At 72.3% G+C, this 23,638-nt stretch carries 21 protein-coding genes; 6 read left to right on the forward strand and 15 right to left on the reverse strand.

Annotation, left to right across the window (positions count from 1 at the left end):
- Positions 1-5 precede the first annotated feature (5 nt).
- Positions 6-695, reverse strand: a complete 690-nt coding sequence (locus tag JAO84_RS18340) for a FadR/GntR family transcriptional regulator (protein ID WP_370413846.1) — start codon at positions 693-695, stop codon at positions 6-8.
- Between the two features lie 145 nt (positions 696-840).
- Between JAO84_RS18340 and lpdA the strand changes: the two genes are divergently transcribed.
- Together lpdA and JAO84_RS18350 are read left to right on the forward strand one after the other, a co-directional pair.
- Positions 841-2,244 (forward strand): dihydrolipoyl dehydrogenase, encoded by a 1,404-nt coding sequence (gene lpdA / locus JAO84_RS18345; protein WP_265861316.1) that lies wholly within the window; start codon positions 841-843, stop codon positions 2,242-2,244.
- Positions 2,245-2,415: 171 nt separating this feature from the next.
- Positions 2,416-3,048, forward strand: coding sequence for a rhomboid-like protein (locus JAO84_RS18350; protein ID WP_370413847.1), 633 nt, complete (start codon positions 2,416-2,418; stop codon positions 3,046-3,048).
- Between the two features lie 86 nt (positions 3,049-3,134).
- Here JAO84_RS18350 and JAO84_RS18355 read toward each other — a convergent pair whose 3' ends face one another.
- The 9 genes from JAO84_RS18355 to JAO84_RS18395 all read right to left on the reverse strand — a co-directional run bounded on the left by JAO84_RS18355 (position 3,135) and on the right by JAO84_RS18395 (position 12,835).
- Positions 3,135-3,944, reverse strand: a complete 810-nt coding sequence (locus JAO84_RS18355; protein WP_370413848.1) for an HAD family hydrolase — start codon at positions 3,942-3,944, stop codon at positions 3,135-3,137.
- On the reverse strand, positions 3,941-5,230 hold the full coding sequence (gene serS, locus JAO84_RS18360) for a serine--tRNA ligase (protein WP_370413849.1): 1,290 nt from the start codon (positions 5,228-5,230) through the stop codon (positions 3,941-3,943). The genes JAO84_RS18355 and serS overlap by 4 nt, the downstream gene beginning before the upstream one ends.
- Positions 5,231-5,589: 359 nt before the next feature.
- Positions 5,590-6,525 carry a prephenate dehydratase gene (pheA, locus tag JAO84_RS18365; RefSeq protein ID WP_370413850.1) on the reverse strand — a complete coding sequence of 312 codons (936 nt, stop codon included), beginning with the start codon at positions 6,523-6,525 and terminating at the stop codon, positions 5,590-5,592.
- 91 nt (positions 6,526-6,616) lie between these two features.
- Entirely contained in the window at positions 6,617-7,903 is a 1,287-nt protein-coding gene (gene efeB / locus JAO84_RS18370) for an iron uptake transporter deferrochelatase/peroxidase subunit (RefSeq protein WP_370416802.1), read from the reverse strand.
- A complete protein-coding gene (locus tag JAO84_RS18375; RefSeq protein WP_370413851.1) occupies positions 7,900-9,873 on the reverse strand; it encodes a copper resistance protein CopC in 1,974 nt (657 codons plus the stop codon). Before JAO84_RS18375 ends, efeB begins: the two co-directional genes overlap by 4 nt.
- Before the next feature lie 25 nt (positions 9,874-9,898).
- A complete protein-coding gene (locus JAO84_RS18380; RefSeq protein WP_370413852.1) occupies positions 9,899-10,351 on the reverse strand; it encodes a copper chaperone PCu(A)C in 453 nt (150 codons plus the stop codon).
- Positions 10,348-11,106 carry an SCO family protein gene (locus JAO84_RS18385; RefSeq protein ID WP_370413853.1) on the reverse strand — a complete coding sequence of 253 codons (759 nt, stop codon included), beginning with the start codon at positions 11,104-11,106 and terminating at the stop codon, positions 10,348-10,350. The genes JAO84_RS18380 and JAO84_RS18385 overlap by 4 nt, the downstream gene beginning before the upstream one ends.
- A 29-nt stretch (positions 11,107-11,135) precedes the next feature.
- Positions 11,136-11,891: a YcnI family protein gene (locus tag JAO84_RS18390; protein ID WP_370413854.1), complete on the reverse strand. Its 756-nt coding sequence runs from the start codon at positions 11,889-11,891 to the stop codon at positions 11,136-11,138.
- A 140-nt stretch (positions 11,892-12,031) separates the two neighbouring features.
- Positions 12,032-12,835, reverse strand: coding sequence for a hypothetical protein (locus tag JAO84_RS18395; protein ID WP_370413855.1), 804 nt, complete (start codon positions 12,833-12,835; stop codon positions 12,032-12,034).
- A 287-nt stretch (positions 12,836-13,122) separates the two neighbouring features.
- Here JAO84_RS18395 and JAO84_RS18400 point away from each other — a divergent pair, with 287 nt between their 5' ends.
- Entirely contained in the window at positions 13,123-13,572 is a 450-nt protein-coding gene (locus JAO84_RS18400; protein WP_370413856.1) for an ATP-binding protein, read from the forward strand.
- An 83-nt stretch (positions 13,573-13,655) separates the two neighbouring features.
- Here JAO84_RS18400 and JAO84_RS18405 read toward each other — a convergent pair whose 3' ends face one another.
- Positions 13,656-15,131, reverse strand: a complete 1,476-nt coding sequence (locus tag JAO84_RS18405) for an aminopeptidase P family protein (RefSeq protein WP_370413857.1) — start codon at positions 15,129-15,131, stop codon at positions 13,656-13,658.
- A 147-nt stretch (positions 15,132-15,278) separates the two neighbouring features.
- Positions 15,279-16,697 carry a PP2C family protein-serine/threonine phosphatase gene (locus JAO84_RS18410; protein ID WP_370413858.1) on the reverse strand — a complete coding sequence of 473 codons (1,419 nt, stop codon included), beginning with the start codon at positions 16,695-16,697 and terminating at the stop codon, positions 15,279-15,281.
- A 912-nt stretch (positions 16,698-17,609) separates the two neighbouring features.
- Here JAO84_RS18410 and JAO84_RS18415 point away from each other — a divergent pair.
- Together JAO84_RS18415 and JAO84_RS18420 are read left to right on the forward strand one after the other, a co-directional pair.
- Positions 17,610-18,230 (forward strand): bifunctional DNA primase/polymerase, encoded by a 621-nt coding sequence (locus JAO84_RS18415; RefSeq protein ID WP_370416803.1) that lies wholly within the window; start codon positions 17,610-17,612, stop codon positions 18,228-18,230.
- 143 nt (positions 18,231-18,373) lie between these two features.
- Positions 18,374-18,970, forward strand: coding sequence for a hypothetical protein (locus JAO84_RS18420; RefSeq protein WP_370413859.1), 597 nt, complete (start codon positions 18,374-18,376; stop codon positions 18,968-18,970).
- Positions 18,971-19,244: 274 nt separating this feature from the next.
- On the opposite strand, the gene JAO84_RS18425 is transcribed toward JAO84_RS18420, so the two are convergent.
- The 3 genes from JAO84_RS18425 to JAO84_RS18435 form a co-directional block, all read right to left on the reverse strand.
- Entirely contained in the window at positions 19,245-20,231 is a 987-nt protein-coding gene (locus JAO84_RS18425) for a DUF5926 family protein (protein ID WP_265861297.1), read from the reverse strand.
- Between the two features lie 240 nt (positions 20,232-20,471).
- Positions 20,472-21,074, reverse strand: coding sequence for an ATP-binding protein (locus JAO84_RS18430; RefSeq protein WP_370413860.1), 603 nt, complete (start codon positions 21,072-21,074; stop codon positions 20,472-20,474).
- A gap of 118 nt (positions 21,075-21,192) precedes the next feature.
- Positions 21,193-22,017, reverse strand: coding sequence for a glycerophosphodiester phosphodiesterase (locus JAO84_RS18435; RefSeq protein WP_370413861.1), 825 nt, complete (start codon positions 22,015-22,017; stop codon positions 21,193-21,195).
- A 152-nt stretch (positions 22,018-22,169) separates the two neighbouring features.
- On the opposite strand from JAO84_RS18435, the gene JAO84_RS18440 reads away from it, so the two are divergent.
- Positions 22,170-23,624: a S1C family serine protease gene (locus tag JAO84_RS18440; protein ID WP_370413862.1), complete on the forward strand. Its 1,455-nt coding sequence runs from the start codon at positions 22,170-22,172 to the stop codon at positions 23,622-23,624.
- Positions 23,625-23,638: the final 14 nt, after the last annotated feature.

Here is a 23,638-nt window from a genome sequence, read left to right on the forward strand (position 1 = left end):
GGTCGTCACTTGTCGCCCGCTTCCCGCTCAAGCAGCGCCGTGACCGTCTCCCTCGGCACCCGCAGCAGCTCGCGCGCCCCGGCCTCGGCCGCGTCGGCGTCCCCGGCCTCGATGGCGGCGACCAGCGCCTCGTGGGCGTCGATGTCGACCGGCGGCATCGCCCGGTCGCCCAGCGCCTCCACCAGGACCTCGTGCACCTGGGTGGAGAAGAAGCGGTAGACCTCGCGGAAGGCCGCGTTGTGGGTGGCCTCGACGACCGCCAGGTGAAGGGCGAGGTCGGCGTCCGCGTCCCGGTCGCCCTCCTCGCGCAGGGTGGCGAGCGCGGCCCGCAGCCGCAGCAGGTCGTGGGTGTCGCGCCGGGCCGCCGCGAGCCGGGCGGCCTCCGCCTCCAGGGCGGTGCGCAGCTCCAGGACGTCCAGCGCGCCCGCGTGCCGTACGCCGTGGAGCACGGCGGCCGGGTCGGCGGTGGACCGGACGAAGGTGCCGTGGCCCTGGCGGGACTCCAGGAGCCCGGCGTGGACGAGCACCCGGACGGCCTCGCGGACCGTGTTGCGGCCCACGCCGAGGAGCTCGGCCAGCTCGTGCTCGGTGGGGATGCGGTCGCCGACGGCCCACTCGCCCTCGGCGAGCTGGGCGCGCAGCTGCGTCACCACGGAGTCCACCAGCGAGGTCCGCCCCGCCGCCTTCAGTGCCATCGAAAACCCCTATTCGCCCGGTTGCCCAGTCATCCTACAACTGCGCGGATGTGACCTCGCTCGCCTCTCCGGCCGGTCCGCAGGGACCGGACTACTGTGGGCTCGTACGTGTGCCGAACACCCTCACCACCCTCGGGAGTCAGTCATGTCAGACCGCTTCGACGTCGTCGTACTCGGAGCTGGCCCCGGCGGCTACGTCGCCGCCATCCGCGCCGCCCAGCTGGGCAAGCGGGTCGCGGTCGTCGAGGAGAAGTACTGGGGCGGTGTCTGCCTGAACGTCGGCTGCATCCCGACCAAGGCGCTGCTGCGCAACGCCGAGCTCGCCCACATCTTCAACCACGAGGCCAAGACCTTCGGCATCAAGGTCGACGGCACGGTGTCCTTCGACTACCGCGAGGCGTTCAGCCGCAGCCGCACGGTCGCGGACGGCCGGGTCAAGGGCGTCCACTTCCTGATGAAGAAGAACGGCATCACCGAGTTCGACGGCCGGGGCACCTTCGTCGACGCGAACACCCTCCAGGTGGCGAAGTCCGACGGCACCACGCAGACGATCACCTTCGACAACTGCATCATCGCCACCGGCGCCACCCCGCGACTGCTCCCCGGCACCGCGCTCAGCGACCGCGTCGTCTCGTACGAGCAGCAGATCCTCGCCGAGGACGCCCCGCAGTCGATCATCATCGCCGGCGCCGGCGCGATCGGCATCGAGTTCGCGTACGTCCTGAACAACTACGGCACCAAGGTCACCATCGTCGAGTTCCTCGACCGGATGGCCCCGCTGGAGGACGAGGAGGTGTCGAAGGAGCTCGCGAAGCAGTACCGCAAGCTCGGCATCGACGTCCTCACCTCGACCCGCGTCGAGGCCATCGACGAGTCCGGCCCGCAGGTCCGGGTCACCGTCACCGCCAAGGACGGCTCCCAGAAGGTCCTGGAGGCCGACAAGGTCCTGCAGGCCATCGGCTTCGCCCCGAACGTCGCCGGCTACGGCCTGGAGAACACCGGTGTCGCCCTCACCGAGCGCGGCGCCATCGACGTCGACGGCCGCTGCCGCACCTCCGTGCCGAACATCTTCGCGATCGGCGACGTGACCGCGAAGCTGATGCTCGCGCACACCGCCGAGGCCATGGGTGTCATCGCCGCCGAGACCATCGCGGACGCCGAGACGATGGAGCTCGACTACGTCATGATCCCGCGCGCCACCTACTGCCAGCCGCAGATCGCGAGCTTCGGCTACACCGAGGCGCAGGCCCGCGAGAAGGGCTACGACGTCAAGGTCGCCAAGTTCCCGTTCATGGCGAACGGCAAGGCGCACGGCCTCGGCGACTCGACCGGCTTCGTGAAGATCGTCGCCGACGCCCAGTACGGCGAGATCGTCGGCGCCCACCTGATCGGCCCGGACGTCACCGAGCTGCTGCCCGAGCTGACCCTGGCCCAGCAGTGGGACCTGACCGTGCACGAGGTCGCCCGCAACGTGCACGCCCACCCGACCCTGGGCGAGGCCGTGAAGGAAGCGATCCACGGCATCGCCGGACACATGATCAATTTCTGATCAGGGCTTCCGGGTTTCGGGTTCCGGGTTTCCGGGTTTCGGGGTATTTCTCTCGGGTTTCCCCCATAAAGGGGTGATAGGCACGGACTCGTGCCTCGCGAAACCTCTCCCCGAGCGCCTCGTGCGTCCCGTGCGCCGGGTGGCGAACCGTCCCGACCGATCAGGTCGTGGGTGCGTTCGTCACCCGGTACGCACATCTGGCTGGCCGTCATCGCGCTCACCAGCCTGGTCATCGCGCTGTCCCCGGACGGCCTGGAGCACTATCTGCTGCACCGCAACAGCAGCAATCTCCACGAACTCTCCCGGCACCCGATGCGGGCCCTGCTCGGCAGCGCCTTCTGGATCGAGAACCCGGCGAGCCTGCCCTTCTACGCCGTCCTCTTCGAGGTCTTCCACGCACCCGTCGAGCGCTGGCTCGGCACTCTGAAATGGCTGATCGTCGTCGGCACCGCGCACGTCGCCGCCACGCTCGTCAGCCAGAAGGTCGTCCTGGAGGCCATCAGGGACCACGACGTGCCGCGCAGCATGGCGCACGTCGTCGACATCGGGGTGAGCTACGGCCTCGCCGCCTCGGTCGGCATCCTCACCTACCGGCTGCCGCGCCCCTGGCGCTGGTTCTACCTGGCCGGCGCGGTGGCCTTCTTCGCGGTCCCGCTGATCACCGACCGCACGTACACCGACCTCGGCCACGCGGTCTCGCTGGTGATCGGTCTGGCCTTCTGGCCGTTCACCAGAGAAGGCTCCGGCCCGGGGGCCGGCCCGGAAAAATCCCTGGTGGGCGGCCACACGCCGGGAGCACACTGAGGGGGTACGGGAACGGGGCGGCCGCTTCGAGCGCGCGGAGGCGAACCGCGCGGGCCGCCCCGCTCCTCGTACCAGTGCCTAGAGCCTCATGCTCCGAGCAGCCGCTCCAGGACGACGGCGATGCCGTCCTCCTCGTTGGAGCCGGTGACCTCGTCGGCCACTGCCTTCAGCTGCTCGTGGGCGTTGGCCATGGCCACGCCGCGGGCCGCCCAGCCGAACATCGGGATGTCGTTGGGCATGTCGCCGAAGGCGATCGTCTCCGCCGCCTTCACGCCGAGCCGGCGCGCGGCGAGCGAGAGCCCGGTCGCCTTGCTGAGCCCGAGCGGCACGATCTCCACGATGCCCGGACCGGCCATGACGACGTCGACCAGACCGCCGACGGTCTCCCGCGCGAGCCGGGTCAGCTCGTCGTCGCTCAGCACCGGGTGCTGGATGTAGAGCTTGGTGAGCGGCGCCGCCCACAGCGCGGCCGGGTCCTCGTACGGCACGTACGGCAGCGGCCCGCCCTGGGTCCGGTAGCGGGGGCCGATCAGGACCTCGCCCTCCAGGCCGTCGCGGCTGGCGGCCAGGGCCAGCGGCCCGGCCTCCGCCTCGATCTTGGAGAGCGCGAGCCCGGCGAGCTGCCGGTCGAGGGTCAGCGAGGTCAGCAGCCGGCGCTCGCCCGCGTGGTAGACCTGCGCGCCCTGCCCGCACACCGCGATCCCCTCGTAGCCGAGGTCGTCGAGGATGTGCCGGGTCCAGGGCACGGCCCGCCCGGTGACGACGATGTGCGCCGCGCCGGCCGCGGTCGCCGCGGCCAGTGCCTCGCGCGTCCGGTCCGAGACGGACTCGTCGGGCCGCAGCAGCGTCCCGTCGAGGTCCGTCGCGACCAGGCGGTAGGGGAAGCCGGTGCTCACTTGGAGATCGGCTCCAGGACCTCGCGCCCGCCGAGGTAGGGGCGCAGGATCTCGGGCACCCGCACCGAGCCGTCGGCCAGCTGGTGGTTCTCCAGGATCGCCACGATGGTGCGCGGGACGGCGCACAGCGTGCCGTTCAGGGTGGCCAGCGGCTGTACGACCTTCTTGCCGTCCTTGTCGTCGCGCATGCGGACGGAGAGGCGGCGGGCCTGGAAGCCGTCGCAGTTGGAGGCCGAGGTCAGCTCGCGGTACTTGCCCTGGGTCGGGATCCACGCCTCGCAGTCGAACTTGCGGGAGGCGGAGGCGCCCAGGTCGCCGGTGGCGACGTCGATCACCTGGAACGGCAGCTCCAGGGCGGTCAGCCACTGCTTCTCCCAGTCGAGCAGCCGCTTGTGCTCGGCCTCGGCGTCGTCCGGTGCGACGTACGAGAACATCTCGACCTTGTCGAACTGGTGGACGCGGAAGATGCCGCGGGTGTCCTTGCCGTACGTGCCGGCCTCGCGGCGGAAGCACGGCGAGAAGCCGGCGTACCGCAGGGGCAGCTTGTCGGCCTCGATGATCTCGTCCATGTGGTACGCGGCGAGCGGGACCTCGGAGGTGCCGACCAGGTAGAAGTCGTCCTTCTCCAGGTGGTACACGTTCTCCGCGGCCTGGCCGAGGAAGCCGGTGCCCTCCATGGCGCGCGGGCGGACCAGGGCCGGGGTGAGCATCGGGGTGAAGCCGGCCTCGGTGGCCTGCGCGATCGCCGCGTTGACCAGGGCGAGCTCGAGCAGGGCGCCGACGCCGGTCAGGTAGTAGAAGCGCGAGCCGGAGACCTTGGCGCCGCGCTCGACGTCGATGGCGCCGAGCGCCTCGCCGAGCTCCAGGTGGTCCTTGGGCTCGAAGCCCTCGGCCGCGAAGTCGCGGATGGTGCCGTGGGTCTCGAGGACGACGAAGTCCTCCTCGCCGCCGACCGGGACGTCCTGGTGGACGATGTTGCCGAGCTGGAGCAGCAGCGCGCGGGCCGACTCGTCGGCCTCGTTCTGCTCGGCCTCCGCGGCCTTCACGTCGACCTTGAGCTGTTCCGCCTTCTGCAGCAGCTCGGCGCGTTCCTCCGGGGAGGCCTTGGGGATCAGCTTGCCGAGCGCCTTCTGCTCGGAGCGGAGTTCGTCGAAGCGGACGCCGGACGACCTGCGCCGCTCATCGGCGGAGAGCAGGGCGTCGACGAGGCCGACGTCCTCTCCACGGGCGCGCTGGGAGGCGCGAACACGGTCGGGGTCCTCACGGAGCAGGCGAAGGTCAATCACCCCACCAGGCTACCGGTGCGGCCGGGAGCGCCCTACCCGATATAGGTTTGCGTGTCGCTTTGCCCGAATTGCTTTGTTTTCCGGTGAATTCCCCATTCGCAGTTCATTGGGGTTCTCCGGGGTTCTCCGGAGTTCTGCACAGCGAGGGTGACTTATCCACAGGCTGTGCGAAAGATCTGTGGACGAGCGCCGCCCGTCGATCTTCACGGCATTTTCCCACTCCTTCGAGTGGGAATTGCTCGCTCCAAAGTGTGGGGCCCCGGACCTGGGGTGACGACGATTTGTCGACCCGTGTGCGCGGCCTTGTCGACTTGTCCCCAGGCCTCGGCTCGACCCTGTGGATAACTCAGGCCGGTGGCTCAGGCCCGGCCGTCCTGGGCGCGGGCCAGCCAGTCGGAGGCCTCGGTGAACTCGCTGTCCGTCGTCCCGCGCCGCAGCGGCCGGACGTCCTCCACCGCCACCCCCGCGCGCGGATACGAGCCGAGGAACCGCACCTTCGGGCAGATCCGCTTCAGGCCCATCAGCGCCTCGCCGACCCGCCGGTCCGCGATATGGCCCTCCGCGTCGACGGCGAAGCAGTAGTTGCCGATGCCCGCGCCGGTCGGCCGCGACTGGATCAGCATCAGGTTCACCCCGCGCACCGCGAATTCCTGGAGGAGTTCGAGCAGCGCACCCGGGTGGTCGTCGCCGAGCCACAGCACCACCGAGGTCTTGTCCGCGCCGGTCGGTGCCGCCGGCCGGGCCGGCCGGCCCACGAGCACGAAACGCGTCTCCGCGTTCTCGGCGTCGTGGATCTCGCTGACCAGCGGTTCGAGACCGTACGTCGCCGCCGCGAACTCGCCCGCGAAGGCCGCGTCGAAACGGCCCTCCTGGACCAGCCGGGCGCCGTCCGCGTTGGACGCGGCCGACTCCCACAGTGCGTCCGGCAGATGGGCCCGCAGCCAGTTCCGCACCTGCGGCTGCGCCACCGGGTGACCGGTGACGGTCTTGATCTCCGACAGCTTCGTCCCGGGCCGTACGAGCAGGGCGAAGGCGATCGGGAGCAGCACCTCGCGGTAGATCATCAGCGGCTCGCCGGAGGCCAGCTCGTCGAGGGTCGCGGTCACCCCGCCCTCGACCGAGTTCTCGATCGGCACGAGCGCGGCGGCGGCGTCGCCGTTGCGCACGGCGTCCAGGGCGGCCGGCACCGAGACCATCGGGACGAGCTCCCGCGTCGCGGCCTCGGGCAGCGTACGCAGCGCGGCCTCCGTGAAAGTGCCTTCGGGACCGAGATACGTATACCGGTTGGCGGACATACGGTCACCCTAATGGAGGGCCCGGAGCCGGCGGGTTCGCTACGACGCACCGAGCGGGCCCGCCACGACTCCGGGAGAGGTACTAGGCGCGCTACGCCTCAAGCAGGCGCTGCCCCACGTACTCGCCCTCCGCCGGCCCGCCCGGCACCGCGAACAGACCGCTCGCCTCGTGCCGCAGGAACGGCGACAGCGCGTCGCCCCGGTCCAGCTTGCGCTGCACGGGCACGAAGCCGCGCAGCGGATCGGCCTGCCAGCAGACGAAGAGCAGCCCGGCGTCCGGTGTGCCGTCCGCCGCGATCCCGTCGTGGAAGGAGAACGGCCGGCGCAGCATCGCCGCCCCGCCGTTCTGTTCGGGGGCGGAGATCCGGGCATGGGCGTTGTCGGGGATGACGGTCTTGCCGTCCGGACCCATCTTGTTCAGGTCGAGCGGAGTCGTCTCGGTCCCGCCGGACAGCGGCGCGCCGTCCGACTTCCGCCGCCCGATCACCTTCTCCTGCTTGTCCAGGGACAGCCGCTCCCAGTCGTCGAGCAGCATCCGGATCCGCCGGACGACCGCGTACGAGCCGCCCGCCATCCAGTCCTGGGCACCGGTCGCGCCCTGCGGCACGAAGATCCGCTTGTCGAAGTCGGGGTCGGCCGGCTTGGGGTTGTTGGTGCCGTCGACCTGGCCCATCAGATTGCGGGCGGTCATCGGTCGGGCGGTGGCGCCGGCCGAGCGGTTGAAGCCGTTCATCTGCCAGCGCACCCGGGCCGCCTCGCCCGCGTCCTTCTGGAGCGCGCGCAGCGCGTGGAAGGCGACCAGCGCGTCGTCCGCGCCGATCTGCACCCACAGATCGCCCTCCGAACGCTTCGGGTCGAGCGCGTCCGAGGAGAAGGCGGGCAGCGGATCGAGCTGGCCGGGGCGGCGCGCGGCGAGACCGGTGCGGTCGAAGAAGGTGCGGCCCAAGCCGAAGGTCACCGTCAGGGAGGACGGGCCCGCGTCGAGGGCGATCCCGGTGTCGGCGGCCCCGCTCGCCGTCCGGCCCGCCATCAGCGCCTTCGCCGTGGCCGACCAGCGGCGGAGCAGCGCGGCGGCCTCCTTGCGGCCCGCGCCCGGCGCGAGGTCGAAGGCGACCAGATGGCCCCGGGACTGAAGCGGAGTGGTGATCCCCGCTTGATGTTTCCCGTGAAACATCACCTCGGTCGCACCGACCGTGCTGAGCGCCGTCGAACCGCCGGAGCCGGCCTTGCCGGTCTCGGAACCGTCCCCGGACACCGCCGCGGAGATGCCGGCACCGCCGGCCGCGCCGATCACCAGTCCGGCGGCGCCGGCCGCGCCCACGGTGCCGAGCACCCGTCGGCGGGAGATCTCAAGGTTGTTGTCGCTCACGGGGCTCAGCCGATCTTCACGTTCTTCTCGATGGTGGTCTGGTCGATCTCGGAGGTACGGACGGTGACCTGCATCAGCCACTCGCCCGCCATCGGCAGCTGGACGCCGCTCGCCGTCCAGTGTCCGGTCTGGATGCGGTCGGGCAGCACCGGCAGCGGGCCGATGTCCTTCGCCTTGAGGGTGAAGGAGACCTTCACCTCGGGCACGTCGAGCGCCCGGCCGTTGGGCCGCAGCACATAGATGTGCAGCGCGTTGGCGCCCGTACGACCGGGGTCCAGGGTGAGCTGGACGGTGCCCTTGCCGTCCACGCCGCCGGTGTCGAAGGGCAGCCGGACGTCGACGGGACGGTTGGGCACCGCGGCGGCGCCCGCGGTCGCGCGGCCCCGGCCGGCTTCCTCCTCGGTACGGGCGGGCTCGGTGGAGGTGAGCACGGTCGTCACCGCGAGCAGGACGACGGCCACGGCGGCCTCGGTGAGCACCGAGCGGCGCAGCCCGGCCCGCTCGGGGTCGGCGTCCCGCGCCTTCTTCCGCTGCGCGGTGGCGACGGCGGCCCGCTGCCGGGCGAGCTGCGCGGCCCGCTCGGGGTCGGCCTCCCGCTCGTCGGCCTCCGGCTCGGCGGCCACCTCTGCGGAGACCTCGTCCTCAGAGACCTCGTCCTCAGAGGTCGCCGCATCGGAGGTCGCCGCATCGGAGGTCTCCGCCCCCACCGGCCGCTCCGCGAGCCGCCGCACCCACCGCCGCGACACCCACCCGATGCCGACCAGGACGGCCACCAGGCCGACCTTGACCAGGAGCAGCTGTCCGTACCGGGTGTCGGTCAGGGCCGACCAGGTGCCGACCTGCCGCCAGGTCTGGTAGATGCCGGTGGCGGCGAGGACGACGACCGAGCCGAAGGCCAGGTTCGAGTAGCGCTCGACGGCGGACCGTTCGACCGACGGTGCCCGGTAGAGCGCGACGAGCAGGGCGGTGAGTCCGCCGAGCCAGGCGGCGACGGCCAGCAGGTGCAGGATGTCGACCGGCATCGCGATGCCCGGCTGGAGCCCGGTCGAGGCGTGCTCGGCCAGCGCCCACGTACCGGCGATGCCGGCCGCGACGACGGTGCCGCCGAGCGCGAGGCCGAAGGTGAGGTCCTTGTGCTCCTTCTCGTCGCGGCGCCGGGCGTAGGCGCCGAACAGCACGGCGACGAACAGCGCGGCGGCGCCGAGCAGCAGCAGCCGGGAGGAGAGCGCGGCGCCGGTCTTGGTCTCCAGGACGGCCCGGAGCCCGCCCAGGTCGAAGACGTCGCCGAGCTTTCCGGTCTTGGTGTACGGGTGGCGGAGCAGCAGCAGCGCCAGGGTGGCCGCGGTCAGCGTGAGCCAGCCCCGGACCACGAGCCGCTGCACCGGGCGCACGGCGGCGCCGCGCGGCCAGCAGGCCAGGACGAAGGCCCCGCCGCCGACGAGGACGACGAATCCGGCGTACGAGAGGTAGCGCGCGATGCCGTAGAGCGCGCCGACCAGGCCGCCGCCGACGGGGGTGTCGGGCAGGGCGACGGAGGTGGTGGAGGGGGCGCCGACGGAGAAGGTGAAGGCGCCGGAGACCGGGTGGCTGTCGGCGGAGACGGTCTGCCAGGCCACGGTGTAGGTGCCGTCGGGCAGTCCGGGCAGCAGGGCGACGCCGTAGCGGATGACCGAGCCGCTGCACAGGTTCTGTATCTCGCCGGTGTCGACCCGCTTCCCGGCCGGGTCGAGGACCCGGATGGAGTCGTCGCTCATGGCGACCTCCTCCGAGAAGGTCAGGTTGACCTCCTTGGGGGCGGTGGCGACCACCGCCCCGTCCTGCGGGTCGCTGCCGGTCAGCGCCGCGTGCGCGGACGCGGGGCCCGCGGCGGCGAGCACCGTGCCGAGCAGCGCGGCGGCGACGAGCAGCAGCCGGACGAGCCGGACGAGGGCGTGTCCCCGTCCGGGGGCCGGCCCGAGGCGCGGGGCGGTGGTTGTCATCGTGTGTGTCACTCCCTCAAAGAGCTCAGTGCTGCTTGGGGTTGTGGTTGGGCGCCTCGACGGGAAGCGTGACCTTGATGGGGTCGGACTTCTCGAAGTGGAGCTCGATGTCGACCTTCTCGCCCTGCTTGGGCTGCTTCTTCAGCTCCATGAACATGATGTGGCTGCCGCCGCGTTCGAGCTTCAGTTCGCCGTTCGCCGGGATGTCGAAGGACGTCACCTGCTGCATCTTCTGGTTCTTGGTCTCGTGGATCGTGATGTCGTCCGAGAGACCGCTGGTGACGGAGGTGAGCTTGTCGGCCGTGCCGCTGCTGTTGGTGATGGTGAGGAAGCCGCCGGCCATGTCCATCACCGGCTGGGGCATGAACGCGCCGCTCACCTTCAGCTCGGGCTTGTCGCTGTCGGACGAGCACCCGGTCAGCGCGAGCGCGGCGGCGAGCGCCACGGCGGCGGACAGGGCGGTGGTGCGGCGGTTCACGGGTTCTCCCCCTTGATGAGCTTCGGCAGATCGGCGGCGTACTGGTCGGACGTGGTGTCCTCGCCGTAGAGCACATAGCCCTGGTCGGTGGTCGGCGAGAACGCGATCACCTGGGCGCCGTGCATGGAGACGACGGAGCCGTCCTTCTCCTTCTGGGGCGGGTCGATGCCGATGCCGATGGAACGGGCCCCGGCCTGGATGGCCGAGAAGTCGCCGGTGAGTCCGGTGAAGGACGGGTCGCCGGCGGCGGGCAGCCACTTGCCGAGCTCGGCGGCGGTGTCCCGCTCCGGGTCGGTGGTGACGAAGACGACCTGGAGCTTGTCCTGGTCGGCCTTGGGGAGCGCCTTGCGGGCGATGGCGATGTTGCTCATCGTCAGCGGGCAGACGTCCGGGCAGTGGGTGTAGCCGAAGTAGAGCAGGGTCGGCTTGCCCTTGGTGCGCTCGCGCAGGTCGTACTTCTCGCCCTTGCTGTCGGTCAGGACCAGGTCGGGCTTGCTGAAGGGCCGGTCCAGGACGGTGGCGGCCTTGGTGTTGTCGGAGCCGCCGGAGACCTCGGCGACCGGGCTGCTGCCGGTGCCGGCCTTCGGGTCGTCGCCACCGCCGAGGCCCACGGCCGCGGTGACGCCGATGGCGGCGACGATCGCGGCCGCGGAGATGATCAGCGGGGCCCGGCGGCCGGGGCGGCCACCGTCCTTCGCGGCGGAGTTCTTCTCGGAGTTCTTCTCGGAAGTCGTGTCGGACTTGGTGTCGGACATGCTGATTCTTTCCGTGAGGGTGACGGCCGTCAGGCCGAGCGGCGGCGCCCGGCCAGGACGCCGAAGGCGATTCCGGCGATGCCCACGAGGATGCCGACCACGCCGAGCACGCGCGCCGCGGTGTCGGTCGTGTCGGCGGCGGCCTCGTGCGCGCCGTCCTTGGTGTCGTGGCCGGCCTTGTCGTCGGCCTTGTCCGCGGCCGCACCGCCGTGGTGGTCGTCGGACGCGGCGGACAGCTTCAGGACCGGCGCCGGGCTCTCGGGCTCGGCGGCGCCCTCCTTGGGCTCCTCGATCCAGCGCACGACCTCGTTGTTGTCGTAGGTCTGGATCGCCTTGAGCACGAGCGAGTCGGTGTCCTCGGGCAGCTGCCCGAGGGAGAGCGGGAACTGCTGGAACTGGCCCGGTCCGATCTTCGAGCCGTCGGCGGTCCAGGTGACCTTGGCGACCGCCTGGTCGATCTTCTTGCCGTGCAGCTCCAGCGGCTTGGCCAGCTTGGCCTTGGTGACTTCGACCTTCCAGCCGGGCACCGGCTGCGGCATTACGGACGCCAGCGGGTGGTCGGTCGGGAAGTTGACCTCGACCTTGACGGTGGAGGCGTTGTCGCGCTCGTTCGGCACCTTCACGTTGACGGTCGCGTAACCGCCCTTGGCCGCCTGGCCCACGGGCTGCACGCTCACGTGCGCGGAGGCGGTGCCGGCGAGCAGCAGGACGGAGGAGGCGGCGACCCCGCCGGCGACGGCGGCACGGGCGAGGAAGGTCCGGGAGAAGGTACGGGAAACGCTCATGACGGAGACTCTCCAGCTCATGGGAGGTACCTCTCGGAAGAGGAGAGGTACGAAGACAGGTGGGTGCGGTCCGCGCACACGCGCGGACGCTGCGGACCCGCCCCCCCCGAGGTCTCTCGATGTGGCTGGAGCGGTCCGCGTCAGGCTGCGAGGACGCAGCGGGCGGCGGCCGGCGGGCCGCGCCTGATCACCATGTGCTGAAGTGCCTCGGCCACCGGCGGCGGCGAGGAGTCGGCGGCGGTACGGGACGGGCCGCGCGGCCCGGTGGCCGGAGCGCCCGGCAGCCCGGCGAACAGCGCCCGTACGAGCGCGAGCGCCCCGCGCAGCGAGCGGACGAGCGCGCACTCGGCGAGCTCGACGGCACCCTGCGCGGAGAGCGTCATGAGGCGGCGGAGGGCGAGGTCGCCCCGGCGCAGCAGCCAGCCGGTCGCCAGCGCGGCGAGCAGGTGGCCGAGCACCATCGGCAGGCTGGGGACGAGGGAGGCGAGACCGGCCTGGCCGGCCGCCGTGTCCGCCATGCCGGCCATGTGCGCGTGCACCCCACCGGCCGGGGCGACGGGGGCGAGCCCGGCGTCGCTGACGATCCGGGCCGCGTCGGCGGGGCTGAGCGTGGCGGCGCCGCCCCCGCAGACCAGCTTGGCCGCGAGCCGGAGGAGCGCCTCGTCGGCCTGCGGGCCGGTCACGAGCCGGCGCTGGCCGAGCCCGAACAGGGCGTGCAGGGCGAGCTGTCCGCCGGCGAGCGTGGTCACGATCGCGGGCAGCGAGCGCTCCCGGCCCGTGAAGAGCACGATGACCCCGAAGACGCCGAGGAAACCGGCGACCAGCGACCACAGCGCGATCCCCGCACAGGCGGCGAGCGCGTGGCCGAGCCCGGACAGCACGACGCAGACCGCGGTGAACACCGCGGCCCTCAGCAGACGTGGTGCGAGCGCGGGGGCAGACATGGCGGGGCCCATCATCGCACCAGGCCCACCCCCGCCATACGGCAGGTCCGGAAGGTCACCCTTGGGGGTCTTCGGGGTGCCTTCTGGGGATCTTCTGAGGGATCTTCTGAGGGATCTTCCGGGGGTCTTCTGGCGGTCTTCGGGGCGACATACACCGGCGGACGCGTCCCCGCATCCGCCGAACGGGCGCTGTTGCGGGGGGAGGGGGCTTATGGACCACCCCGTACGGCAATACGTATCGGTATGTCGTGCCGCAGCATGTCGAGCCGCAGCCAGGAGGCTGGAGCATGAGCATCTGGTGGTCCCTGCATCTGCGGCGCGAGGCCGCGAGCGTCCCGCTCGCCCGGCGCCTGCTGCTCGGCACGATGGAGACGGCCGGGGTCGATCCGGACGTGTCGTACGAGTTGTCGGTGGCGCTCACCGAGGCCTGCGCGAACGCCGTCGAGCACGGCGGCGCCGTCGCCGGCCGGGGCGGCCGGACCTCGGAGGCGTACCGCGTCACCGCCTACCTCGACGGCGAGACCTGCCGGATCGAGGTGGCCGACGCGGGCCCCGGCTTCTCCGGCACCGCACTGGTTCCGGCCGCGGCCCCGGACGCCGAGAACGGGCGCGGCCTGCGGCTGATCGAGGAGCTCGCCGACCACGTCCACTTCGGGCGTACGGGGCGGGGCGGCGCGCTCGTCAGCTTCGACAAGCTGCTGAAGTGGCGCGCGGACGCGCCGCTCGCGCTGACGTGAGCAGCTGAGCACGCGAGCACGTGAAACGCGAAGGGCCCCCGCCGACCGATGCCGGCGAGGGCCCTTCGTACGTACGGGAGAGGTCAGCCCAGCAGGCCGGCCATCCACGCCTCGACCTCGTCGGAGCGGCGCGGCAGCTGGTCGGAGAGGTTCCGGTTGCCGTCCTCGGTGACGAGGATGTCGTCCTCGATCCGGACGCCGATGCCCCGGTACTCCTCCGGCACGGTCAGGTCGTCGGCCTGGAAGTAGAGCCCGGGCTCGACGGTCAGGCACATGCCCGGCTCCAGGGTCGTGTCGACGTACGCCTCGGTGCGCGCGGCGGCGCAGTCGTGGACGTCCATGCCGAGCATGTGACCGGTGCCGTGCAGGGTCCAGCGGCGCTGCAGGTTGAGCTCCAGGACGCGCTCCACCGGGCCCTCGACCAGGCCCCACTCGACGAGCTTCTCGGCGAGCACGCGCTGGGCGGCGTCGTGGAAGTCGCGGTAGCCGGCGCCCGGCTTCACCGCGGCGATGCCGGCCTCCTGCGCCTCGTACACGGCGTCGTAGATCTTGCGCTGGATCTCCGTGAACCGGCCGTTGATCGGCAGGGTGCGGGTGACGTCGGCGGTGTAGAGCTCGGTGGTCTCCACGCCGGCGTCGAGCAGCAGCAGGTCGCCGGAGCGGACCGGGCCGTCGTTGCGGACCCAGTGCAGGGTGCAGGCATGCGGGCCGGCGGCGGCGATGGTGCCGTAGCCGACGTCGTTGCCCTCGACGCGGGCGCGCAGGAAGAAGGTGCCTTCGATGTAGCGCTCGCTGGTGGCCTGCGCCTTGTCGAGGACCTTGACGACGTCCTCGAAGCCGCGGGCGGTCGAGGCGCAGGCCTTCTCCAGCTCGGCGACCTCGAAGGCGTCCTTCACGAGGCGGGCCTCGGAGAGGAAGACCCGCAGCTCCTCGTCGCGCTCGGCGGTGACCTTGTCGGTGAGGGCGGCCTCGATGCCGGCGTCGTGGCCGCGCACGGCGCGGACCGGGCCGGTGGCCTCCTTGAGCCGCTCGGGCAGCTCGCGGACGTCCTGCGCGGGGATGCCGAGCAGCTGCTCCGCCTCGGCGAGGGAGTGCCGGCGGCCGACCCACAGCTCGCCCTGGCCGTCCAGCCAGAACTCGCCGTTCTCGCGGTCGGAGCGCGGCAGCAGGTAGATCGTGGCCTCGTGGCCGTCCTCGTCGGCGGCGGGCTCCAGGACGAGCACGCCGTCCTGGGTCTGGTCGCCGGTGAGGTACGTGTACTCGGTGGAGGCGCGGAAGGAGTACTCGGTGTCGTTCGACCGGGTCTTCAGGTTGCCGGCCGGGATCACCAGGCGCTCGCCCGGGAAGCGCGCGGAGAGCGCGGCGCGGCGGGCAGCGGTGTGGGCGGCCTGGGCGATCGGGGCGAGGCCGTGCAGCTCGGTGTCGGCCCAGCCGGACTTCATGCTGTCGGCGAGCTCGTCGGAGACGCCCCGGTACAGGCCGTTCTTGCGCTGCTTGATCGCCTGCTCTTCGGACTCCTCCGGGGTCTCCGGGTTCTCCGTCGTGAGCTCCTCGGCCACGGGTCTGCCTCCTCTTGGTACGACACTGAACCACCACCATCGTACGGGCGTGCGGTCAGGAGCCAAGAGTCGTAAGACCCATGACAGCTCTCACCCGGGTCCTACCGAGTCCTGCCGGGTCCTACCGGCGGGTCAGGGCGACGGGCGTCACTCGAAGCGGGCGGCGAGCAGCACCACGTCCTCGCCGTCGGCACCGCCCGTGTCCAGGCCCTCGGGCAGCACGGTCCGCAGCACGTGGTCGGCGACCGCGCCCGGATCGGCCCGGTCCGCCCTGGGCACGCTCGCGGCGGCGGCGTGCAGCCGGGCGAAGGCCCGGTCCATGGCGTCACCGGTGCGCCGGAGGAGTCCGTCGGTGTAGAGAAGCACCGTTTCTCCGGGGGCGGGCGACAGCTCGACGCTCGGCGCCTCCCAGCAGGACAGCATGCCGAGCGGCGCGGACAGCGAGGTCTCCACGTACTCGGTGCGGTGCTCGCCGATGACCAGCGGCGGGGTGTGTCCGGCCCCGGCGAGCACGATCCGGCGGGCGGCCGGCTCGCAGAAGGCGAAGAGCGCGGTGGCCGAGCGGGCGGGCTCGGTGAGGCGGAGCAGCAGCTCCAGGTCGGAGAGGACGGCGACCGGGTCCTCGCCCTCCATCACGGCGTACGCGCGGAGGCTGGCGCGCAGCCGGCCCATCGCGGCCAGGGCGCTCGGCCCGCTGCCGGAGACGGAGCCGACGGCCAGGCCGAGGGCGCCGTCGGGCAGCGGCAGCGCGTCGTACCAGTCGCCGCCGCCGCGCGGGCCGGTGCGGTGCCGGGCGGCGAGCTGGACGCCGGGGACCCGGGGGAGCCGGCTGGGCAGCAGTTCCTCGGCGACGGTGGCGACCCGGGCGCGGGCCCGCTCGACCTCCAGGAGGCGGGCCAGGTGCTCGGTGGCGAACCGGCCGTACAGCCCGATCAGGTGGCGCTGCCGCTCGGTGGGCTCGGCCGGCTCGTCGTACAGCCAGACGACGGCGCCGAGCTTGCCGGCCTCCTCGGTGACGAGCGGCAGGGCGTAGCTGGCGGCGTAGCCGAGGCGGGCGGCGACCTCGCGGTGGCGCGGGTCGAGGTCCTCCTCGGAGCGCAGGTCGGGGTGGGCGACGGGGCGGGGCAGGGCGCCCTCGGGGAGCGGGTCGAGTCCGTCGAGGATCCGGCCGTACGAGGTGACGCTGCGCGGGACGGTCTCGATGGTGCCGAGTTCGGCGTGGGCGAGGCCGAGGCCGACGGTGAGGGCCGGGCCCTGTCCGTCGGCGGGTTCGAGGACGGCCATGCCGCGGCGGGCGCCGACGAGGGCGGCTCCGGCGCGCAGCACCTCGCGCAGTGCGCCGTCGAGCGAGGCGGTCCTGATCAGGGACTCGGTGAGTTCGTGGAGGAGGGTGAGATCGGAGACCCAGCCGGCCAGCCGGTCCTGCAGGGCCACGGCGGAGGCGGGCGGGGGGAGCGGCGCGCCGAAGGGGGCCGCGGTGTGGGCCGCCGTGGGGGCGGCAGTGTGCGGGGGAGGAGGGACAGTGGAATCGATTCCGGCCACTTTCGGCGCACGCGGTGTACTCATGGCATTCCGCTTTCCGACCTGCGCGTTTCATGCAATAGCATCGCAAACCCCCAAGTCATTCTGCGCAGCTACCCATCGATCCACATCTACACGCACAAGAGGATCGATGTCCAGCATTGTCACCATGGGACTTCTGGTGTCCGTGAGATGCGGCGAGAGGGTTGAAGACTAGGGGAAGTTGGCCGAAAATTGACCCCGGTGTGCACCATTTGCGGTCGACTGGCGTCGTTTGAAAGCGCGTCATTTTGAGCGTGACGGGTACGTAATCGGTGACGGGCAGGGGCAGTTGGAGACGCCCCTGAATACGGACGCGGAACCCGAGCGTCCTCATCACCGCAGGCCGCACCCCTACCCCGAGTGGCGGGGAACGTGTTCCGGCAGGATCGCCGCCCGAACGCCCGCCGCTCGCAGAGAGCGCCCGCACGGGCTGGGCAAGGCTCGTCAGCGCCTGGACGCGCAGCGAGTGCGCGAGAGATACGTACGGTGAAAGCAGCACCACGTAGGGTGACGTCCCTGTGGTGCGTGGATTCGGCGTTCAACGGAAAGGAACGAGCGCTCATGCGCGAGATCCTCGGAAGGCGACGCAGGCTCCGGTTCGGGCGCGGCAAGCGCGGGGCGAGCACGGAGGGCATGCAGGGCCCGGCGGATGTGCGGGCCTCGACGGAGGTACGGGAGCGGGCGCGGCGTGACGCCGCGCTGCTGTTCGGCACCGAGTGGGGCTGGCCGGTGGTGCCCGGCGTGGGCCTGCGGGTGGACGAGGTGCACGAGGTCGACGACGTGGACGAGGCGGGCCGGGCCGAGGTCGGCACGGTGGCCCCCGTCGCTCCCGTCGCCCCCGTCGCTCCCGTCGTACGGAGCAGGGTGCCGTGGTGGGCGCGCGGGCGTACGCGGGAGCGCGCCCGGAACGGCGGGCTGTGGGCGGCGGTGGCCGCCGGCTCCCTGTCAGGGGCGCTCACCGCGCCATCGCCCGGGGCGGCACCCGGGGCCGGGCCGCTGCCCGCCGTCGTGGACTGCGCGTGTCCCGATCCCCAGTGCGTCGTGCCCGGTGCGCACCCCCTGGACCCGGGTCTGCTCGCGGCCACCACCGACGCGCGCATGATCCGCTGGTGGTGGACCCGGCGCCCCGAGGCCCCGGTCCTCCTCGCCACCGGCGGCCGCGCCCCCTGCGCGGTCAGCCTCCCGGCCGTCGCCGGCGCCCACGCGCTCGCCGTGCTCGACGCGCAGGGCATGCGGCTCGGCCCGGTCGTGGCCACGCCCACCCGCTGGGCGATCCTCGTCGCCCCGTACGGCCTCGAACGGCTCGGCGAACTCCTCCACTCCAAGGACAGCGTGCCCGCCTCGCTGCGCTTCCACGGCGACGGCGGCTACCTGCCGCTGCCGCCCTCGACCGCCGGGACCGGCGAGGTGCGCTGGGAGCGTGCGCCGCTGGCGGGCTCGGCCCGGCCGTGGCTGCCGGACGTGGAGGCGGTCGTGGACGCGCTGGTCGAGGCGAGCACGAGCATGCCGGGCGGCGGCAGCCGGCTCGCGTACTGAGGGGCGGCCCTCGTGGGCCGGGGGGCGTTCACCCGAACGGGTGTGGAACGGCCCGCCATCCAGCAGAAACGCGCGCGCGGCCGGCCGGGAGTCCGCCGGCCGCGGCTATCTTCGCGGGCAGGATCCGTTCCCGAGGAGCGAGTATGGCGCGCAAGAGTGGGCGCAGGAGTCCGGCACGTATCGGTCCCGCGCGCCTGCGCGCCCTGGGGCTCGGCGCCGCCGTACTGATCGCGGTCCTGGTGCCGGTCGCGGCGTCGGCGGGACCGGCGGGTGACGGGAGCGGGAGCGGGGGCGGGGACGCGAAGCCGAAGGGGCTGCTCCAGGACCTGGGCCTGACTCCGTCCCGTACCGCGGACGCCGTTCCCGAGGCCGCCGCCGCCGAGCCGCCGGCCGTCACCCGCTGCGGGCCCGAACTCGCCTCGCCCGACGGCGTGGAGGCGCAGACCTGTGTGGTGGCCGAGGCGCCGGACGCCTGGGCGCGTACGTACTACCGCAACGCGACGGGCAGGGAGCTCGACGCCGTACTCACCCTGATGGCGCCCGGCGGGCGGACCGTACAGGTGCGCTGTGCCATCGCGGCGCACGATGAGCCGGGAACGTGCGAGACGCCGAGGGAGCGGAGCCGGGGCGCGGCCGACGCGTACACGGCGGTCGCGGAGTTCGCGGGAACAGGCGAGGACGGCAATGCGCCGCTGCTGCTGCGCTCGGGAAGCAACACGGCGGAGCCGGAGAGCAGTTGATCACCGCTTGATCCGAAGAATGCGGATCAAGGTCTTCCGGATCAGAGACGCATCAGTGTCCGGGCATGAGAACGCCCGGTCGCTGGCGACGGGGGATGCACCAGCGACCGGGCTTCCAGAACGGTAACAAGAGATTGGCCGTTCGCAAATTCGATCTCGGTTATTCGGACAGGGATTTCGCCCTTCCGAGGAGGGGTTGTGGCGGACATCACCGACTGGTCGGTCTGTCAGTCACCGATCAGTCACCGATCAGTCACGGATACCACCCCGGGTATCAGCTGAGCGTCACCTGACGGTTGGTGAGACCGCCGCGCGCCCGGCGCTCCTCGGTGGTGAGCGGAGCGTCCGAGGCGAGGGCCGCAGCGAGCCGCTCGGCGAATTCGGCGGCCGGCTTCTCGCAGTCCTCCGCCGTCATCGTGGTGGGCAGGTCCCACACCGGCACCATGAGCCCGTGGGCCCGGAAGGAGCCGACGAGGCGGGTGTCCGGGCCGAGCGAGGAGGTGCCCGCGGCCTGCAGCCGGGCGAGCGCGTCGAGCAGCTTCTCCTCCGGGTGCGGCATGACCCAGCGCAGGTGGTTCTTGTCCGGCGTCTCGCACCAGTAGGCGGAGTCGACGCCGGTCAGCTTCACGGTCGGGATGGCGGCGGCGTTGGCCCGCTCCAGGGAGGCGGCGACCTCGGGGTTGGAATTGTCCGCGGACTCCGGAATCCAGAATTCGAATCCCGAGTGCACGACAGGCGAAAAATCGCTGTCGGCGTCGAGCAGATCCTGAAGGCGCGGACCCTCCGCCGGTACGCGCCGGGGCTCGACCGGCGTACCCGGCTCGGCCACGAGGGCGCGCTCCAGGGTGTCGGCCAGGTCGCGGGCGAGGTCGCCGGAGGACGAGTCGTTCTGCAGCGCGAGCAGCACCGAGCCGTCGTCGCGGCGCAGCGCGGGCCAGGCCATCGGCAGCACGGTCGCGAGCGTCACCGACGGCACGCCCTCGGGCAGCCCGGCCTTCAGCGTGAGCGGCACGGTCGCGGCGGGCACCAGCTCGCGCAGCGCGACCCAGTCGCACTCGCCCGGCAGCCCCTCGAAGGGCCGCTGGACCAGCTCGGTCGCGGCGTGCGAGGCGGCCCGCCCGTGACACGCCTTGTAGCGGCGGCCGGAACCGCAGGGGCACGGCTCGCGCGCACCGACGACCGGGATCTCCCCGTTCGTGACCTGTGCCTGGCCGGTGCTGCCGGCCTTGCCGGGCTTCGTCTGGGGGCGCTTCTTGGCCATGGTGTGGCTTTCTCCCGATCGCGGCGGTGCTGTCTCGGGCGCGAGCCTAGCCGCACGGGGACCGCGACGCGGGTATGCCGGTGCGGCGTCCCCCGGGAGGGGCCTGGAGCCTCGGGGAGCCACCAGGGGGCCGGGAGTGCTGGGAGCGCCGGGAGCGGGGCGGGTGTCCGCTACGTCCTGCCCGCCCCGTACCCCCGGTCGTCATTCCAGGTCGTCATTCCAGGTCGTCATTCCGGGTCGTCATTCCAGGTCGTCGTACGCGTCGAGGAAACCGAATCCGGAGCCGCCGCCGACCCGGGCGGCGAAGTCCTCGCCGCGGTGGCCGCCGGTGACCTGCACCCAGACGGTGACCTCGCCGGTCGCGCTGTCCCGTACGCCCCAGTCCTGGGCGAGCGCGCTGATGATGTTCAGCCCGCGGCCGCCGCGCGCGGTGACCGACGGAGTGGCCGGAACGGGACGGGTGGGACCGCCGCCGTCCGTGACCTCCACCGTGAGTCCGCCGGACCGGTCGATGCTCCAGGCCGCTCGCACATCTCCGTCGCCCACGTCCGCACAGCCCAGCGGTCTGCCGTGCCGACAGGCATTGCTCAACAATTCGGAAAGGATCAGTACCGCGTCGTCGACGACCGATTCGGCCATTCCGCTGCGGCTCAACTGCTCCCGCATCCGGTGCCGTGCCTCACCCACGCCCGCAGGGCCATGGGGTACGGCCATGCTCGACGACGTGGGCACCTCCTGTGCCACCACCAACGCCACCCCCGAGACCTCCTTTGCCCCACGCCACGTGGTGAATGCCCCAATGGCCTGGACCGGAAACCGGCCAGTACGCCTCCGGTGACGCACTCGTGACGATCGCGTACGTCCCGAACGCGCCGGTGCACACCCCGCACCGGTGGTGCGGCTGGGTCAAAAGGGGTGAAAGGGGGTTTGGTTGGGTTGGGTTGGGTTGGGCGGTTCGGGCTCAGGCGCGGCCGAGGTGGGCGAGGACCTGCTTGGGCCGGTTGGTGATGATCGCGTCCACGCCGAGCCGTACGCACAGCTCCACGTCCTCCGGATCGTCCACGGTCCAGACGTGGACCTGGTGGCCGGCCTTCTGGAGCCGCAGGATCACCGCCGGGTTGTGCCGCACGATCCGGACCGAGGGGCCGGCGATCCGCGCGCCGGCCGGCAGCCCGCCGACCCGCAGCCGCGGGGTGACGAACTGGGAGAGCGAGACGGTCGGCATGGTCGGCGACGCGGTGGCGATGCGGTGCAGGGAGCGGGCCGAGAAGCTCATGACGCGGACCGGGGAGTCCTCGGGCGTGGCCGGCTCGGCGAGGCCGAAGCGGCCGAGGAGCTCGAGCAGCTTCTCCTCCACCTGGCCCGCCCAGCGGGTGGGGTGCTTGGTCTCGATGGCGAGCTCGATCCGGCGGCCGGCGTCGGAGACCAGCTCCAGGAGGCGTTCCAGAGTGAGGACGGAGGTGGCCTCCGGGTCGCCCCAGTCCGGGCTCTCGCCCGCCTCGTCGCGGCCCTTCCAGGTGCCGAAGTCGAGCGCGGCGAGGTCCGCGAGCTCCAGGGCGGAGACGGCGCCCTTGCCGTTGGAGGTGCGGTTGACGCGCCGGTCGTGGACGCAGACGAGGTGTCCGTCGGCGGTGAGCCGGACGTCGCACTCCAGGGCGTCGGCGCCGTCCTCGATGGCCTTCATGTAGGCGGCCAGCGTGTGTTCGGGGGCGTCCTCGGAGGCGCCGCGGTGGGCGACCACCTGGACGGGGCTGCGGTGGCTCGGCGGCTGCGGTGCGTGGGTCACCGCGACATGGTACGGGTGTCCGTTATAACCCCATGTAAACAATGGGGTGCGGACGCACAGCTCCGGCTTACAGTGGCCTGACGTGCTGTGGGAAAAGCTGACCGCAGCACGATTCCACCGCGACGGCCCGCGCAGTGAACGAGGAGAGAGCTGTGAGCACCGAGAACGAGGACCAGGGCACGGAGGTTCCGGCGGCCCCGGCGGCAGCTCCGGCGACTCCGGCGACCCCCGCTGCTCCGGCGGCTCCGGCGAGCCCGGCGGCTCCGGCGGCTCCGGAGGAGCAGGCTGCCCCGTCCGCCCCTGCGGCGCCTCCCACGCCTCCCACGCCTCCCGCGCCGGTGGCGCCGCCCGTGGCGCCCGCGCCGGCGACCGTCGCAGCGCCTGCGGCTCAGGGCGCTCAGGGCGCCGACGGCTGGCCGCCGGCCCCGCCGGTGACCCCCGCCTGGGGTGCGCCGCCGGTGCCGCCCGGCCCGGAGGCACCGCGCAAGCGCACCGGCGGACTGGTCGCGGCCGTCCTCGTCGCGGCGCTCGTCGCCGGCGGTGTCGGCGGCGGCATCGGCTACTGGGCCGCGTCCCAGCGGGACGGCGACACCGCCGGCTCGACCACGGTCTCCTCGGGCGACGCCCCCTCCTCGTTCAAGCGCGACCCCGGCACGGTCGCCGCGGTCGCGGCGAAGGCGCTGCCGAGCGTCGTCACCATCCAGGCCAAGTCCGGCGGTTCGGAGGGCGAGGGCGGCACCGGCACCGGCTTCGTCTACGACAAGGAAGGCCACATCGTCACCAACAACCACGTGGTGGCGTCGGCGGCGGACGGCGGCACGCTGTCCGCGACCTTCTCCAACGGCAAGACGTACGACGCGGAGGTCGTCGGCCGCGCCGAGGGCTACGACGTCGCGGTCATCAAGCTGAAGAACGCGCCGTCGAACCTGGTGCCGCTGCCGCTGGGCGACTCCGACAAGGTCGCGGTCGGCGACTCGACGATCGCGATCGGCGCGCCCTTCGGCCTCTCGAACACGGTCACCACGGGCATCATCAGCGCCAAGAACCGCCCGGTCGCCTCGGGCGACGGCGGCGGTGGCAAGAACTCGTACATGAGCGCCCTGCAGACCGACGCCTCGATCAACCCGGGCAACTCCGGCGGCCCGCTGCTCGACGCGAGCGGCGCGGTGATCGGCATCAACTCCGCGATCCAGTCGGCGGGCAGCGGCTTCGGCCAGTCCCAGGCCGGTTCGATCGGCCTCGGCTTCGCGATCCCGGTCAACCAGGCGAACAACGTGGCCCAGCAGCTGATCAAGACGGGCAAGCCCGTCTACCCGGTCATCGGCGCGACGGTGAACATGCAGGACCGCGGCGAGGGCGCCGTCATCGCCGACACCGGCTCCGGCGGCACCCCCTCCCTCACCCCCAACGGCCCCGCCGCCAAGGCCGGCCTGAAGCCGGGCGACGTCATCACCACCTTCGACGACCGCCAGATCGACAGCGGCCCCACCCTGATCAGCGAGATCTGGACCCACAAGCCCGGCGACACGGTCAAGATCACCTACGAACGCAACGGCAAGCCCACCACGACCACGGTCACCCTGGGCGAACGCACGGGCGACAGCTGACCGGTCTCCCACCG

Origin of the sequence: Streptomyces fradiae (assembly GCF_041270065.1) — a bacterium.
Taxonomy (GTDB): Bacteria; Actinomycetota; Actinomycetes; order Streptomycetales; family Streptomycetaceae; genus Streptomyces.

What these genes read in the sequence shown, in the direction of transcription:
- JAO84_RS18340 (WP_370413846.1), bottom strand. Translation starts at nt 695, where the DNA reads ATGGCACTGAAGGCGGCGGGGCGGACCTCGCTGGTGGACTCCGTGGTG.
- lpdA (WP_265861316.1), top strand. Translation starts at nt 841, where the DNA reads ATGTCAGACCGCTTCGACGTCGTCGTACTCGGAGCTGGCCCCGGCGGC.
- pheA (WP_370413850.1), bottom strand. Translation starts at nt 6,525, where the DNA reads ATGTCCGCCAACCGGTATACGTATCTCGGTCCCGAAGGCACTTTCACG.
- JAO84_RS18375 (WP_370413851.1), bottom strand. Translation starts at nt 9,873, where the DNA reads ATGACAACCACCGCCCCGCGCCTCGGGCCGGCCCCCGGACGGGGACAC.
- JAO84_RS18385 (WP_370413853.1), bottom strand. Translation starts at nt 11,106, where the DNA reads ATGTCCGACACCAAGTCCGACACGACTTCCGAGAAGAACTCCGAGAAG.
- JAO84_RS18390 (WP_370413854.1), bottom strand. Translation starts at nt 11,891, where the DNA reads ATGAGCGTTTCCCGTACCTTCTCCCGGACCTTCCTCGCCCGTGCCGCC.
- JAO84_RS18395 (WP_370413855.1), bottom strand. Translation starts at nt 12,835, where the DNA reads ATGTCTGCCCCCGCGCTCGCACCACGTCTGCTGAGGGCCGCGGTGTTC.
- JAO84_RS18400 (WP_370413856.1), top strand. Translation starts at nt 13,123, where the DNA reads ATGAGCATCTGGTGGTCCCTGCATCTGCGGCGCGAGGCCGCGAGCGTC.
- JAO84_RS18410 (WP_370413858.1), bottom strand. Translation starts at nt 16,697, where the DNA reads ATGAGTACACCGCGTGCGCCGAAAGTGGCCGGAATCGATTCCACTGTC.
- JAO84_RS18420 (WP_370413859.1), top strand. Translation starts at nt 18,374, where the DNA reads ATGGCGCGCAAGAGTGGGCGCAGGAGTCCGGCACGTATCGGTCCCGCG.
- JAO84_RS18425 (WP_265861297.1), bottom strand. Translation starts at nt 20,231, where the DNA reads ATGGCCAAGAAGCGCCCCCAGACGAAGCCCGGCAAGGCCGGCAGCACC.